Source organism: Halorubrum rutilum, assembly GCF_042665015.1.
GTDB classification, from domain to species: Archaea; Halobacteriota; Halobacteria; order Halobacteriales; family Haloferacaceae; genus Halorubrum; species Halorubrum rutilum.
This window is the reverse complement of record NZ_JBHTBL010000018.1, coordinates 1-15322: the sequence shown is the minus strand read 5'-3', so window position 1 is coordinate 15322 and position 15322 is coordinate 1. Positions and strand designations below refer to the sequence as shown.

General features: G+C 55.8%; 13 protein-coding genes and 1 pseudogene. 7 read left to right on the top strand and 7 right to left on the bottom strand.

All coding sequences use genetic code 11. The annotated features are described in order from the left end of the window. Positions 1 to 786, bottom strand: a 786-nt coding sequence (locus ACFQMF_RS15200) for a PAS domain-containing protein (RefSeq protein WP_379792262.1), incomplete at its 3' end; no start/stop codon positions are given. Positions 787 to 1793: 1007 nt separating this feature from the next. Next, positions 1794 to 2408, bottom strand: coding sequence for an HD domain-containing protein (locus tag ACFQMF_RS15195; RefSeq protein WP_256409688.1), 615 nt, complete (start codon positions 2406 to 2408; stop codon positions 1794 to 1796). A gap of 314 nt (positions 2409 to 2722) precedes the next feature. Between ACFQMF_RS15195 and ACFQMF_RS15190 the strand changes: the two genes are divergently transcribed. Further along, a complete protein-coding gene (locus tag ACFQMF_RS15190; protein WP_256409687.1) occupies positions 2723 to 4123 on the top strand; it encodes a DUF6498-containing protein in 1401 nt (466 codons plus the stop codon). A 57-nt stretch (positions 4124 to 4180) separates the two neighbouring features. On the opposite strand, the gene ACFQMF_RS15185 is transcribed toward ACFQMF_RS15190, so the two are convergent. The 3 genes from ACFQMF_RS15185 to ACFQMF_RS15175 are packed head-to-tail and all read right to left on the bottom strand — an operon-like array spanning position 4181 to position 7124. Further along, positions 4181 to 5329, bottom strand: coding sequence for an ABC transporter permease (locus ACFQMF_RS15185; RefSeq protein WP_256409686.1), 1149 nt, complete (start codon positions 5327 to 5329; stop codon positions 4181 to 4183). Further along, positions 5329 to 5991 carry an ABC transporter ATP-binding protein gene (locus ACFQMF_RS15180; RefSeq protein WP_256409685.1) on the bottom strand — a complete coding sequence of 221 codons (663 nt, stop codon included), beginning with the start codon at positions 5989 to 5991 and terminating at the stop codon, positions 5329 to 5331. Before ACFQMF_RS15180 ends, ACFQMF_RS15185 begins: the two co-directional genes overlap by 1 nt. After that, positions 5988 to 7124: a COG1361 family protein gene (locus ACFQMF_RS15175; protein ID WP_256409684.1), complete on the bottom strand. Its 1137-nt coding sequence runs from the start codon at positions 7122 to 7124 to the stop codon at positions 5988 to 5990. The genes ACFQMF_RS15180 and ACFQMF_RS15175 overlap by 4 nt, the downstream gene beginning before the upstream one ends. A gap of 465 nt (positions 7125 to 7589) precedes the next feature. Here ACFQMF_RS15175 and tnpA point away from each other — a divergent pair, with 465 nt between their 5' ends. Together tnpA and ACFQMF_RS15165 are read left to right on the top strand one after the other, a co-directional pair. Further along, positions 7590 to 7994, top strand: a complete 405-nt coding sequence (tnpA, locus tag ACFQMF_RS15170) for an IS200/IS605-like element ISHko3 family transposase (protein WP_256409683.1) — start codon at positions 7590 to 7592, stop codon at positions 7992 to 7994. 4 nt (positions 7995 to 7998) lie between these two features. Next, positions 7999 to 9241: pseudogene (locus ACFQMF_RS15165) on the top strand (RNA-guided endonuclease InsQ/TnpB family protein). Positions 9242 to 9264: 23 nt separating this feature from the next. Here ACFQMF_RS15165 and ACFQMF_RS15160 read toward each other — a convergent pair. Next, positions 9265 to 9510, bottom strand: coding sequence for a PRC-barrel domain-containing protein (locus tag ACFQMF_RS15160; protein ID WP_256409682.1), 246 nt, complete (start codon positions 9508 to 9510; stop codon positions 9265 to 9267). Between the two features lie 627 nt (positions 9511 to 10137). Here ACFQMF_RS15160 and ACFQMF_RS15155 point away from each other — a divergent pair. The 3 genes from ACFQMF_RS15155 to ACFQMF_RS15145 all read left to right on the top strand — a co-directional run bounded on the left by ACFQMF_RS15155 (position 10138) and on the right by ACFQMF_RS15145 (position 13246). After that, the gene (locus ACFQMF_RS15155) at positions 10138 to 11289 is read left to right on the top strand and encodes a M28 family metallopeptidase (protein ID WP_256409681.1); all 1152 of its coding nucleotides are present in this window, start codon (positions 10138 to 10140) and stop codon (positions 11287 to 11289) included. Positions 11290 to 11395: 106 nt separating this feature from the next. Continuing rightward, the gene (locus ACFQMF_RS15150; protein WP_256409680.1) at positions 11396 to 12373 is read left to right on the top strand and encodes a bile acid:sodium symporter family protein; all 978 of its coding nucleotides are present in this window, start codon (positions 11396 to 11398) and stop codon (positions 12371 to 12373) included. Between the two features lie 69 nt (positions 12374 to 12442). Continuing rightward, positions 12443 to 13246 carry an alpha/beta fold hydrolase gene (locus ACFQMF_RS15145; RefSeq protein WP_256409679.1) on the top strand — a complete coding sequence of 268 codons (804 nt, stop codon included), beginning with the start codon at positions 12443 to 12445 and terminating at the stop codon, positions 13244 to 13246. A 54-nt stretch (positions 13247 to 13300) separates the two neighbouring features. On the opposite strand, the gene ACFQMF_RS15140 is transcribed toward ACFQMF_RS15145, so the two are convergent. Further along, on the bottom strand, positions 13301 to 14602 hold the full coding sequence (locus tag ACFQMF_RS15140; protein WP_256409678.1) for a DUF4864 domain-containing protein: 1302 nt from the start codon (positions 14600 to 14602) through the stop codon (positions 13301 to 13303). A gap of 170 nt (positions 14603 to 14772) precedes the next feature. Here ACFQMF_RS15140 and ACFQMF_RS15135 point away from each other — a divergent pair, with 170 nt between their 5' ends. Continuing rightward, positions 14773 to 15186 (top strand): TRAM domain-containing protein, encoded by a 414-nt coding sequence (locus ACFQMF_RS15135; RefSeq protein WP_256409677.1) that lies wholly within the window; start codon positions 14773 to 14775, stop codon positions 15184 to 15186. Positions 15187 to 15322: the final 136 nt, after the last annotated feature.

The window sequence follows — 15322 nt, the reverse complement described above, 5'->3', positions numbered from 1 at the left end:
GACGCGTTCAGTCACGTTCCGAGTGACCCCAACGAGGCGAGTTATCTCACCATCGGAGACCACCGGCGCAAGTTTCGTCTGCCAGAATCGTGCTCCTTCGCTGACCCGGAGTTCCTCCTGATACGAGATCGGTTCGCCGGCCTTGACACAGCGGTGATAGTTCGCCGCTAACTCAGCGCCCTGTTCTTCACCGAACACGGCCTGTGGTGTCTGCCCCTGTACCTCCTCAGTAGTAATCCCAGTCTGGCGCTCGTAGGAGGGACTGAGGCGCTCAAACTCGAATCGGACATCATCTCCATCTTCCTCAACATTCATCAGAAAGATGGCGTCCTCCACGCTGTTCAAAACGGCTTCGTACTCTTCGGCAAGCTCTCGCGCTTCGCGTTCGTACTCCTTTCGCTCGGTGATATCCCGGCTGCTAAGCAGAATCCCATCGATGATATCGTCGTCAACTCGATTCCGCATTGTGGCCTCAATCCAGCGCCACGAGCCGTCGGCGTGGCGGAATCGAACTTCAACAGTCTCGGATTCGGAAGGGTTTGAGAGAACTGTCTCTAGCGCGTCGGCGTTTTGCTCTCGGTCTTCGGGATGAACGAATTCGAATCCCTCGTGGCCAACCAATTCGCCGGGGTCGTAGCCAAGAACCCGCTTGATGGCCGGACTAACGTAGGTTATCGTCCCGTCGGTATCGATGACTGTCGCGAGATCATTTACCTCCTCAACGAGCGTCTGATACCACACAGGCTTGTGTTTATTGTTCTCTCGGTGGGTTGTATCGTCATCCATTGATTATGATGAGTCCAGTACACATGTAAGCATATTAAAATCGTGCGTCATCTCCGGTGGAAGCACCACTCTTTGTTGTATATATGGAGATATTGGGCAAGATCTTGCTGAGTATACCCTCTGTATCGGTCAGTTCGCTACTCAACGACGTTTAGGAAGTTCCTACCCGTGATGGACACGACGTAGTGCATCAGCCGTTGCTGTCCCGGAAATACGGATGTGTTTTTCTGCAGTCGCCAGATCGCTCCAACCCATTAGAGCTTGGAGCGGCACGGGGGCAACGCCTTTGTAAGCGTGGTAGCTGGCGGCATTCGCTCGTAGACAGTGTGGATAGACACGTCCCGAAGGGTCGGCTTCGTCAGCTGTGGCCTGCACCCGCCTGTTGATTGTTGACCGCGAGTGGGGAAACGCATCGTACCGGTTAGCGAAACGTTCGGCACACAGTTCAAGTGGAAGCGAGAGATCAGATGGAATGAGCTGCGCCGAAGCGACAGTCTTCGGATGCCATCGAGATGTAAGCGCATCCGCAGTAGATAGGTCGTCGTTGTGGGTAATTTCCTGTTGGGCTTGACATCGGCAGTACCCGCACTGGCAGGGTTCATGTTGTGGGATACGAATCTTGCGGCGGTTCCAGTTCACCCACGCAGTCTGGAAGTATGCAATCTCCCCAGCACAAAGCCCGAGTCAGCCTGCGATGAGACAGATGAATCGTGCTTCAAAATCGTGTGGTGCCGGAAGGGCTGTATATGCTTCCAACAGGAGCTCGAACTGGCGGTCAGTAAGGGCATCTTCGTGAGTATGTCGAGTCGTGAGTGCTTGCCGATGCCGGTCAGCCCATTCAGTTCCAGGTTGCTTGTGATGAGACATGCCTAACCGTTCTCATGCTGGCAGATTGGGAGTACCGCCGAACCCTGCTGAATATAGAGTGCATAGTCAGCAACGATAGTCGGGTCGATTGCACCGCAGTCTGGGGCTTGTTTTCGGACGACCAGTTGGCGGTACTCACGTCAGTGATCACGAAAGGCAACTGCACTGCTCCCATCAAATGTCCGATTGCTGTCTAAAACCGTCAGTGCGGCGTGATACTCGTCGCGAACAGCGTCGGCCGCCACTGGATGGAGTTTCTCCCAGCTGCGTTCGAGCTTGGTGCGGACCCAGCCAGCTCCGTCTTCGACGGTCATCTCCCGGGTGACGTATGCCGCATGCAGTAATGACGGGACTGCATGAATGTGTGCCATCCCGTCACCACTTGCGACACAGTGTGCCGCCGGAGTGACTGGATCCGGGCCACAGCTTGCGCGGTGGGCTTTGATACACCGCTTCACCGTCGCTAGGCGTGTCTCCGTGATTCGGCCCCGGATTATCTCCTCTGCGATCCGAGCGCTGTGGTGGTGGTGTTCGTCGATGTAATCTGGATCAATTAGCGATGCATAATCGTGTAACAGAGCGGCGATAGTCACCGTATCGTAGTCGGCATCAAGTTCAACAGCAAGTTGCTGGGCATTCTCGACGACTCGTACCACGTGGTGTTTCCAGATACCTGGACCGAATACGTTCGTCTCACTGTGTGCGGCGGTCTTGACACGGTCTCTCAATTCGTCGATGAGGGTATCGGAGGGCACGATGAGAACTTCCTCAGTAAGCGAAAAATATCTGAGTCAACCGGACCGGAAGTGAAAGTGTTCGTCGGTTCATGGTTCCCGCTATATCGAGTACAATCACTTCCGTGAATCACTACCGAGAGATCGAACACGGCTCCCGGCATGCCGGGGTAGCCGATCCGAGTCAGCAGGTGCCATTAATGAGTCGTTGTGCTGACTGCAGTCTCTGTATCTCGGACACCGATCCTGTCAGTTATTAAAAATTTTAACAGGCTAAGGATTCCAACAGAGTTCATTGAGAGTGTTTTTTTACAGCCGTCTGCATTAATGATAACATGCGCGGTCTGCCCTCCACGGTACCGCACCAGTCAGCTACCGATCTGGTGATTATCACAGCGAACATGGTCCCCCTAATCGGAGTACTCTTCGGAGACTGGAACGTCTGGACGCTTTTGGTACTTTACTGGGTTGAGGCGTTTAGTACGGTCCTTCTTGGTGCGGTGAAGTCGTTGTTTGCAAAGCGGGGATCGCCTGATGTGGTTGGACAGCGAGAACCTCTCCATGAACTACGACACAAGCGAGGTGGCTGGCGTCCATTATCAACGCTTCCGCCGGTGTATCCACGAAACATACCGTTTGCGCTCTCAATCCTCGGAATTTGGGGATCTACGATTATGCCAATTACAGTGCTGTCGTGGATTGCAATCGAGACATCGATAGTGTTGTCGTGGGAGGTTGGTCTGAGCATTAGTGCGTTATTGATCGCACAGGTGATTGAATTCAGCGTTGATTACATTGGAACCAAACAATACGAGGAGGTATCCGCTCGTGAGATTCTGCAGCGACCGACACAGCTGACGATGGCGGTGATGATACTCGGTGGAATTGGACTGACAGCGGGCCAGTTAGCCGGTGTGGCTGTGCTTGGAGGGTTTGTGATTATGAAGACGATACTCTCGGTGTCATGGGAATCGACTGGACCGATTGCAAGCTCCCTGCAAGCACTTTTCGATCGGGTTTGCGACGACCGTGAACTCAGCCGTCCACAGCCTGAGCCAGAGCTTCCTGATGAGGCGGTTCAGGCACGAGTGACAGTTAGCCCGAAGTCAGTACTACTTGGAAGCATCAGTACGATACTACTCACAGTAGTCAATCGTGGCGTAGCGCTGCTACTGCTTGGAGTTGTAGCCGCTATCGTTACAGGAAATCTCGTGTGGGGCGGCGTTGGCTTCGGCGTGCTGGTGTGTGTCTTCGGAGTCCGTGTTGGAAGCTACTATCTCCGATACGGCACCATCGAATACCAACGACGCGGAGACGCACTGGTCGCGTACGATACCGTGCTTGATGCGCCACAGTGGACTGTGCCTGTTCACTCACGAGCACGATTTGAAATCAAAAACGCAATTCCCGACCGCTTGTTTGACACCGGCACACTAAGCATCTCGAATGTCGAGGCAACGCCAACAAACACAGTCCAGTTTGGCCCCGTCACAGACCTAGACCAAGCGATTGAAACGCTTGGCTTGCCGGTCCGACATGACGGACGTCCCGATCAAGATCCTGCCGTCGTGGGTGCTGCGCTCGTGTTAGCATTATTTTTTGCCGGAGTTCCGCTTGTGATGCTTGGCTCTTCACGGGTGAGCGAAGCAGAGGCGGCCGGTATCTTCGTCTTGCTCGCACCGTTTTTCGCAATTCTGATCGGGGTTCTCTTGTATGCGATGCTCGCTCGGATTTAGCAGGTGCTAAAATTCAGTAACCAAACTCTGTATATTATCACCGTGGTTGATAACAACTCAGCCACGAAGTGCATCAACCGGGGACTCGTTGGCAGCAGTCCATGCGGGGTAAATTCCGCTTAGAACGCTCGCAATCAGAGCGAATAACATCCCATAGAGAAGATAGCGTGAACTTGACCACTCCAATGCGAGTGTCGCGTCCCCCGTAAGAACCTGGAAGAGTGCGAGTCCGACCACAAGCGATCCAGCGCTGCCAACAAGGCCACCAACCGCTCCAAGAAAGGCTGCTTCAGTGAGAATCATTCTAAGCACCTCGCCCCGGCGCACGCCGACGGCACGTAGAACACCGATCTCGCCGCGACGCTCAATGGTGCTCATCAACATGACGTTCAGAATAGCGACGCTCGCAACGAACAACGATATCGAACCGATACCAAGGAGGGCGAGTTCAAGTGTGTTAGTGAACGAGGAGATATTTTCTTGAACGCTTGCGAAGCTCGTCGCGGTCAAAATCTCCTCGTCGGCATCGTTGAACTCTGTCTCGATGGCGTTTGCAGTTGCAGTACTCGCCTCTCCATTCGCGGCAATGACCGTCACTGAATTGTAGTATTCTTGCTCGCTAAGCGCTGATTCTGGGAGCACAAGCTCACCAACACCACTCGGTCCAAACCCACTTTCAGCGGCGATAAAACCACGAATGCGATATATTTGCCCCTCATATTCGACTGGGTCACCGAGTTCCAACCCTAATTGCTCAGCCGTCGATGCTGAGATCAGCGCCCCTGTTTGGAGACGGGTGGGTTCATCACCAGACGCAATATCGTACAGTGGGGCCGGATTCGTTACGCCGGTGACTTGCACATTCGCTTCTGCTCCGTTCCGCGCCGTGAGCTCGGTCGCATTCGATTTCTGTGGAATGACCGTTGTGGCGGGTGCAACGTCTCGTATCGTTGCTACTTGATCGTTGGTGATCCCGTCAGTCTCGATATCCTCGCCGGGGGAGACGCTTACTTCATTCGCGAGGTTCCCGAGGTTGGACGTCGCCTGCTGTTCAAGTGCGACACCAGTCATCCCAAGCGACGCGATTGCCATCACACCGATGACGATACCAAGCATCGCCAGGGCGGTTCGTGTTCGGTTTCGGCCGAGATTTCGCCATGCCATGAGCACGCTTGGGAATCGACGAAGGGACGACGCCACAGTCATTATTGGACGACCCCGTCGACGAGTCGCACAACACGATCAGCGTATCCCACCAGCTGCTCATCGTGTGTGATTGCGACGACAGCAATATTCTCTTCATTTTTGAGACGCGTGATTTCGTCAAGCACTGTTTTGCCCGTCTCTTGGTCGAGATTCCCGGTCGGCTCGTCTGCGAGGAGGATGTCCGGTTCGTTGATGAGTGCTCGCGCAATCGCAACTCGTTGCTGTTGCCCACCGGAGAGTTCGTCGGGGGTATGTGACAGTCGGTCGCCAAGGCTAACCCGTCGCAACAGATCAATAGCGCGGTCCCGACGGTCAACATCGGTGTCCCACATCGAGGGGAGTTCGACATTTTCCACTGCGGTGAGCATCGGCAGCAGATGAAAATCCTGAAAGACGAATCCTAGCTGTGAGCGACGTTCTTCGGTCCGCTCGTCTTCGCTGAGATCAGTAACATTCCGTCCATCAAGATGGACTGTCCCTTCGGTCGGGCTGTCAAGTAACCCGATCATGTTTAGCATCGTGCTCTTACCGCTTCCTGACGGACCTGTAACCACGACCATCTCACCACGTTCGGCACGAAAGTCAACGGCTTTCAGCGCCTCGATTATCTCAGCCTCAGTGTCATAGCGCTTGGTCACGCCGATGAGTCGAATAACGCTCATTCGCGATTCCAGAGCCAATAGAGCACACCGCTTCCACCGACTACCACAAACAGCCCAAGGATGAGTGGAATCAGCGGGAGTCCCAGCGAACCAGAACTACCATCGCCGGTTGAGGATGCAGCTGGCTGATCTTGACTCGGTTCGGGACTACTAGAGCCGGCCGTTGAGATGTCGATTGTCTGTGTGGTTGTGATCCGCTCATCGTCGACAATATAGGTGAGTTCAATTGGAAGCGTGTCTGTCCCGTTTGAGACAGATGAACTGAGTTCAAACGTTGCGAACTCACTCGCGTCGACGGAGCCGACAAAGAACTCCCCAGATCCGCCAGCCGGCGACACAGTGTCACTGTCCGGGACACGTACGAGGACAGATTCGACATCTGTTCCACCGATATTTGCAGCTTCGCCGTCAACTGAGATGGTTGTTCCTCTCTCTGTGATTTCAACGCTGGTTAATCGAATTTCGCCTTGTACCTGCTGATTGAGATCGACTGTACGAGTAACCTCATGACGCTCACCGCGGGCAGTATACGCTCCGGTGAGTGTGACAATATCCGAGTCGTAGTTGGCGGTGTCAAATGTAACTGATTCACTCTGGTTGGGTGTAATGTCGAACATATCCCGCTGGTCGCGTTGGGTTCCGTTGACTGAGGTCCGTATTTCGGCGTCAGTTAGCTCAACGTTCCCGTAGTTGGTGAGCGTGACCGTGGTCTCTCCGGAGCTGTTTGTGCTCGCTGCGATGCCGGCGTCTATCTCAGGGGCCTCCACATCGATCGTAATCGGGCGGTAGTACGCCCGCAGGTGGGATGTCTCACTTCCGTTTGATTGTGACGCCGCAGAAACATGCGCCAGCAGTTCCTTTTCACCCGCAGTGTCGAACGAGGTTGTAATCGGGATTGTCAGACTGCCGCCGGGAGCAATCGCGCCAACGTCCTCAACGCGCTCGTAGTGCTCGCTGGTTGTTCGCAGCATAATGCTTGAGACATCAACGATCGAATTGCTCCCTTCTTGATTCGAGATCGTCACCTCAACTGTGACCGTCTCACCGACTGTTGGGTCTGTGGGCGTGACGTTCACTGATGACACGTTGACTGCAGGGCCATTCGCAGCAACCACCGTGACACCGCTGACCATCGCGCTGGTTACTACGACCAGTGCGACAAACCCACGGATCAAGCGACTAGCGGTCATTTGATTGTGACCCGCATGTCGTGAATCCGGCTTGACTGGAGGGACTCGTAGCGGGGGACCAACCGTCTACTGGAGTGGAGGGGCGAATGCATCTGGCTAATATTTGTTTATCCTGTTAAGAAAAAGCTATGATCGCAGCGATCGGCGATCCAAGCCGCACCCTCGGTGTTTATTTCCGCGCATCAACAGTCTCGTGAACCGCCTCGGGGTCAAGCCCCGAGGCTTCCCGTGGTTTAGCTGGATATAGGCGCTAAGCCCCCACCCTTGACGGAGCGACCGAAGGGAGCGGAGTAGGGCGGGGATACAGCGCCGTCATCATCTGTTCATACAGCGATACGGTTGCAGGCCCACAGGCCCACGTAGTCGCAACGGCTTTGCATTGGGGTACCGTATAATAGTATGAACCCAATGGAATACGACCTCGATTCGGGAGCGCATTCGACGTATTCCCTGCATTACCACCTGATACTCACTACGAAGTATCGGCGCGGAGTGCTAACCGAGGAGCGAACCCAATTCATTCGAGGGGTCATCAGCGGGTTCACGGATAACTACGGTGTCGAACTGACGAACCTCGACGGCGAGGACGACCACGTTCACATCCTGTTCCGAGCGAAACCAACCACGGACCTCGTGAAGTTCATCAACACGGTCAAGGGCGCTACTGCCCGACGTATTCGGAACGAATACGAGGATGAACTGAAGACCGAACTGTGGGGCGACTCGTTCTGGAACGACTCGTACTGCCTCATCTCGACGGGGCAGGTGTCGTTGGATGTGCTGAAACAGTACGTAGAAGACCAACGCGAGTAGCGCCATGTACTACGCCTACAATTATCGTCTCAAGCCGTCCGACGCCCACCGCGAGGAGTTGGACCGCCACCGAGACATTTGTCGGCAACTGTACAACCACACGCTCTACCGCCTCAACGAGTACCAAGACGAACACGGCGAGCTCCCGTCTATGACCACGCTACGGTCGGAACTCCCCGACCTCAAACAGTGGTGGGACGACCTCTCGGACGTGTACTCGAAGGTGCTCCAGACCGTCGTGGAACGCCTGTTCGACAACCTCAACAGCCTCTCTAAACTCAAAGAGAACGGCTACGGCGTCGGGCAACTCAAGTGGAAGCCGCCACGGAAGTTCCGCAGTTTCACGTACAGTCAGTCTGGCTTCAAGCTCGACAAGAAGGGCGGTCACACTGTGCTGTCTCTCTCGAAACTCGCGGATATACCGATACGGCTTCACCGCGCCATCCCCGACGACGCGACGCTCAAACAGGTCACGTTGAAGAAGGAACCGACGGGCGAGTGGTTCGCCACGTTCGGCGTCGAAATGGACCGCGAACCGCCCGAACCGCCTGAGAATCCCGAGAAGTGCGTCGGTATCGACGTTGGGATTCTCACGTACGCCCACGACACCGACGACACGGCGGTCGGGTCGCTTGACCTCTCAGACGAACGCGACCGCTTGGAGCGCGAGCAGCGGAGGCTCTCGCGCAAACAGCACGGGTCGAACAACTACGAGAAGCAACGGCGTCGAGTCGCGGAGTGTCACGCCGATCTCCGACGGAAGCGTCGCGACTTCTTGCACAAGCTTTCAGCGTACCACGCTCGGGAATACGACCTCGTGGCGGTCGAAGACCTGAACGTGAAGGGGATGATGGAAAGTCCGTCGAACAGCCGCAACACGGCGTCTGCCGCGTGGCAAACGTTCCTCTCGTTGCTTGAATACAAGTGTGAACACGAGGGGACGCACTTCGTCGCGGTGAACCCGAGAGGGACGACCAAGGAGTGCGCGTCGTGCGGCATTTCAACCGACAAGCCGTTGTGGGTCCGTGAACACTCCTGTCCCGCCTGCGGGTTTGAGGCGGACAGGGACGCGAACGCGACGTGGAACATTCTCTCTCGCGGCCTCGAAGATGTAAGGAGTGGGATACTCCGAAACAACGCCTGTGGAGACTGCACTCGCTGTGGATACGTCCGTATCTGCAAAGCGCGTCGTGGAAGCAGGAGGCCCTACCCTCAAGGAGCGAACCGCGCAAGCGGTGAGCGAGTAGGGTAGGCTAGTTCACGTAGTGAACTACTCTGTTGCCGGCTCTACAAGGAGGTAATCGCTTTTTTCAGAGACGGCGTCAGCAGGCACGAGTATGTGACCGGCATCTGTCTCTTGGAATCCACCGGTGTTGTTCCCGTTTGGATCGACACGGAAGTGTTCGAGTTCTCCGGTTTGGAGGTCGGCAGTGACGTTGCTTAGTACACCAAGTTCAGCGCCAGTTGTGGTCATGACACTGTAGCCGCTGAGGAAGGACGCGAGGACCTGCTCCATACGGGTACATGTCTATCCAGTATAATAAATTTGGACGACGTATGCCAGTGAACTCCCACTATGCAAACAATCTAGGGAACCGGGGGATCAGGTTGCAATTGGATTAACAGGCTGGTGTGTCTACCCACTAGGTTTGATAATAAATAAAAGATGAAGCCGGACTCATAGCCAACACCCGTATTTTCGTAGGCTAAAAACTAGATCGTATGTCGACACGGCATACTGACGCTGTCTCGGCTGCATTCGTTGCACTCGTCGTATGGGTAGTCGGACGGCGACGTGGACTGACACCAACTGAACTACTCCATCCGATCCCATTTGTTGGTGGTGCCGTCGTTTCGATTCTCATTGAAATTGTATTCGCCCGATGGCCGGATCGTGCCGCCCGTTTCTGGAAGCAGCCACGAGTTAGGGTTGCGGCACCGCTTGGACTCATGGCCACGACGATATACGCCGGGAATCGTTACAATAGTACTGTACCGTTCGCAGCGACGCTCGGTGGACTCGCCGGATACTTCGGATTGTTAATCGGAATTATCTCGAATGTCATCCCTGAGCCGGTGCAGTGGTTTCGATGAAATAGAGGTGCCATCCAAAAAATTATGATGAAACACTATCAGTTTAAAAATGAGTACTACCATGAACGTCATGGAGCATCTCGCCTCTGAGATCGGCGTTCGAGTCGGTGGAACCAACGCAGCACACGAGGCTGCGAATTACCTCCAAGACACGTTCTCCGAGTTGGGATACGACGCTGAGCTCCAATCATTCAAATTTGAGGGATATGAGGTCACTCGCGACTGGGAGCTTGACGTTCTTTCTCACGACATTGAGTTAGACGTCGCCCCCGTCCTGTACTCAGAGAGTACACCAGAAGGAGGCGTCGAAGGCACGCTCCGTGAGGCTGGCACCGCATACTTGGTTGAGGACCTGTTTGAACTGCCACGGTACGAGATCGTCGACGACGATGGTGAGCACCTTGCGTATCTACTCGGGAATGTCGACGGGGCTGCTTTCCCGATCCCGTCGACTGAGCCACAGTTCGTCGATACCTATGGACTGATTAGCAGTGATGGGATGGAGTGGGTCGATGAACGTCTTGAGGCAGGTGACGAGGTACGCGTAGCGTTTGAGTGTGGGGGGAAGCGCGTTCCGAACTACGTCGATCACAACGTCATTGCGACTATTGAGGGAACCGACAAGCCAGATGAAGAGGTTGTCATTGGGGCACATTATGACTCCGCATATGAGGCGACTGGTGCCGCAGACAACGCCTCAGGAGTGGAAGCGCTGGTGAATGTTGCGGAGTATTACGCCGAGCACCCACCAGATCGAACAGTGACGTTCGTTGCGTACGGCAGCGAAGAGTGGTGGCTTGTCGGGTCACGGTACTACGTCAATGAGCGGAAAGCCAACGGCACTCTTGATGATATTGTTGCTAAGGTGAATATCGATATGGCCGGCGGCGGCGAACTGCTCAATGTGTGGGCGGGCGATGGCGATATTAAGACGATTGCAGGGGATGCTGTCCAACAAGTCCTTGACGATGACGAAGACCGGCACTACCAAGGAGTGATTAGCGGTTCGGACCACTGGCCATACTACCAGGAAGGAATTCCAGTCGCAATGCTGATTTTCTGGCCGTACGACCAATACCATCAGCCATCTGACGACCTCGATCAGGTCTCTACGAAGGATATCGAGGATACGACAGCGATCGTGAAGGCCATTGTCGATAACTTGGATCGATCCCCCGAGTTCGCCGGTGTGGAACACTAAGTTCGTTAGCTTCACTGCTGGATTTTATCGGTCGCGCGAGACGAAAGACACCCACAATACTGCCAGAAAGCGAAGCTTTCTTTCCACGGACTGATGCCGTGGTCGTATGGGTATTGCTGATGGAATTTCCCGGACGGCACAGGTCGCGAGCAAGTACTTCGTTGTCTGGGTGATTGCGGCAGCGGGGTTCGCACTCGTCTACCCGACGACGTTCGTTCCGGTGCTCGACTACGTCAACCCCCTGCTCGGTCTCATCATGCTCGGGATGGGGCTGACCCTCCAGCCCGCAGACTTTCAGCGGCTCGTCGAACGCCCCGTCGATGTCGGTATCGGTGCGATCACACAGTGGCTCGTGATGCCGCTAGCAGCGTACGCACTGTACTTGCTCTTTGATCTGCCGGACGCGGTCGGCGTTGGGCTGATTCTTGTCGGCGCAGCGCCGGGGGGCACAGCGTCGAACGTGATGACGTACCTCGGCCGTGGCGATGTCGCTCTCTCCGTGGCTATCACGACGGTGACGACACTTGCGGCCCCCATCGTGATGCCCGCCTGGACGCTGTTCATCCTCGGGGAGGCCATCGATGTGACATTCATGGAGATGTTCACCAGCATCGTCCAGATTGTCATTATCCCGGTCGTGCTTGGGTTCGGGATTCGCTACATCCTCGACCGCTACTCGCCGACGGCCGCAGAGATCGGTGTCGATGTCTTCCCCGTGATCAGCGTTGCCGCCATCGTTGCCATCGTCGCGGGCGTCGTTGGGGCGAACGTCGACAACATCCTCACGGCAGGCGCGCTTGTGCTGGCCGCAGTCGTACTCCACAACGGTATCGGCCTCGGCGCGGGGTACGGCGTCGGCCGTGCGTTTGGCATGACCACGGACCGGGTGCGGACGACCACGTTCGAGGTCGGCCTTCAGAACAGTGGGCTTGCGGTGGCGCTTGCAGCGTCGCTGTTTGACCCGGCGGCCGCTCTCATCCCTGCACTATTCAGCGTCTGGCACAACGTCAGCGGCCCTGCGCTCGCGAGCTACTTCACGTGGAGCGACGACCGAGTTGCGAGTGGCCCCGTAGCAGCGGATTAAACAAACGGAAGGCGACGCTACCGGGTGACCCGTCACAACAACTAACAGCAATCACACATATTCTCACGTATGTCAACTGAATCGGTCAACGGGGCCGAACTGTACTACGAATCGAGTGGAGACGGGGTGCCGGTTGTGTTCCTCCACGGTGTATTAATGAGCAGCCGCTTCTTCAACGAACAACAACCGCTCGCAGAGGGGTGTCAAATAATCACACTCGATTTCCGAGGCCATGGCCGCTCTGAAAAGACTGAAACTGGGCACACACTTCCACAGTACGCCCGTGACCTAGAAGCATTCCTTGACGCTCAGGGCCTCTCTGATGTTGTTCTTGTCGGGTGGTCAATGGGATCGCTTGTCGCGTGGGAATACGTCAGCCAGTTTGGGACAGACCGATTCCGGGGGTTCGTAAGTGTCGAACAACAGCCACTCGATCTTGAACAAGAGGGGTACGATCACGGTGTGTTCGACTTTGATGAACTCCGTGGCCTCATGGAGCTCGCACAGACGAGTCCACACGAGCTGGCGTGGTCGTTGATCGAGCAGATGCTGGTGGACGAATCTGCGGCTGTCGAACAGCGGTTCTTCGATGAGATCACGCGAGTGCCACCGTCAATTACGAGCGCGATTCTGTTTGATCAATCAGTGCGGGATTACCGGAGGATAGTCCCTGAGGTTGATGTACCCACTCTTGTGTGTCTTGGTGAAGATGAAACGATGCTAGAGAATGCTGGAGTCGAGTACGTCGGCGAGAAGACGCCTGATGCCGAAGTGGAACGGTTCTCTAATAGCGGTCACTGTCCGTTCCTTGAAGAACCCGAAGCATTCAATGAAGTTGTCTCGTCGTTCATCACAAACCGCTGCCACCCGTAGCACCCTCAGTTCAGCCAAATAGAGTTCATCTGATCCGCTTCGTTGAGGATCCGATCACAGTGGGGACGCTCTCACACCGCTAGTCATCCAACACTCTGTATCGGCCCGTGTCGTATTGAGGCCCGTTTCGTCGCTCGGGACTTTCTTGAGCCGAAAGTCGTAGCGGCCGGTCACGGTGCCGTTCTCCCGTGTGACGACGTCGATGGTCGTGATGTCACCGTCCGCGCTGGGAACCGAGTACTCCACGGAGTCGTACGTGAGCAGCGGAGCGTACTGTGGCATGTCGAAAAGCGAGATGAACTGGTCGGCGGAGCCGACTGCAGCTCTGTTCGACGGCGACGCGAACTGGCGTGCGGTGAGAATGCCGGTGTTTGTCGTGTTGTTGTTGTAGCGGAACGCGTTCATCTGGAGCTGCACCACGTGGATCGCAGACCGTTCGCAGGTGGGCGCAACCGACGTGGTTCTCGCGGTCGCGGTTGTTAGATTGCGATCAGCAGGTCGGTCAAGAGCAGCTGTGTCGCCGCCGTCGTTGGTTGTGTTGCTGTCGGGCGGCCCTGACTCCGACGAGTCGGGATCGGTCGGTGTCCCGTCATCGACGCCGGCGACGCCGTCCCCACCAGTGATGAAAGCGTCTCCAGCGATCCCGGCCCCGACGGCGGCCAGCCCTAGCAGAACGCCGAGACCGATCACCCCAACCAGAATCCACCGCCGGTTTCCGTTGGGCAATACCTCGGATGAAGGCGCGTCGCTCGACTGCGAACGGGATGGTTGTGAGGGGGAATCATCAGGTGATGCGTCTGCGCGCTGGGCTGTGCTGGCGGTGCCGATCGGGGGCGATTCGCCGAGCGGATCACCCGGAGTTGAACGCGGGGTGTTCTGTGGACCGGTCTCAGTAGCTACGGGTGTGTCATCATCATTTGATGGCGGGTCGTGATCGGTGGGGGTGTCAGCCGCACTCGAAGTGTCGTACGCCGGCGACCGCATCGGCGCGTCGAGAAACTCCGTGGTAATTGTATCTGCGTCGTCCGGGGCGATCGCATAGAGGAGTCGCTGTCGGAGGTCAGCAGGCGTCATAACCGCGGTGTCGGCAGGAAGGGGATGATCAGCAAGGAGTGAGTCACGTGCCGTGACAACGGTGTCATACCCCTCACTGCTGTCAAGGTCGTCCGGGCCCGACACGACGAGCAGTTCTGTCCGCCGATCATGCTCCACGACGGTGAGACGTGGGCCATCAACGCGCACCTCGTCAGCGGTCACTGCATACGTCTCGCCGACAAGCGCCGCGAGTGACTCTCTATCGAGCGACGCAATCGCCTCTGCGAACGTATCGTAGGGAATGTGATTAGGCGCGGTCACCAGTGGATCGCCACGGGATACTGTGAGTTTGTGCCGTGGTATCTTTGCACTTGTGCTGTGTTTGGGTTTCTGTCATGAGCAGTTCCCTGTGAGGGCGTGGTCCCGCTAGCGTGGTCTACAGCCAGTAGAATGAAATGTGGTTCGTCGCATATCAGGGGTATCGTCCACAAATGGAGATCACAGATCAACTGCGGTGTCTGTTCTCAGGCAAGATTGAGGAACGGAATGGGTCGTACGTCGTTGAGGTACCCGAACAAGAGATCCAGCGTGACAGCATCCAAACAGATGAAACGTACCGTATCGCGATGTTGTCAGTTCCGACGACCAACGAGGCCACCGATGCTGACACCGATCCTCATCCCGAAGACACGCTAGCGACGCCGCCCGTTGCGGAAGGCGATCAGCGCACTGTTGAAATTGAGGATATTGGGGATCAAGGCGACGGAATTACGCGTGTCGAGCATGGGTTCGTCGTTATCGTTCCTGACACCAAACAGGGTGAGCGTGTCACCATCGAGATCACCGATGTGCGTGAAAATGTCGCCTTCGCGGAAGTTGTCGAGCGTGTGAGCTACTACGAGTAGTCCGATCACTACAGTGCGACCAGAGGTTGAATTCAATACAGACGATGTGATGTATCGGGGGCTGGTCGTGAAAACAGTTCGTAAAATGTCATGTGAGGATCGTTAATATTTCAAGAGAGGCGACAGAATTAGCAGT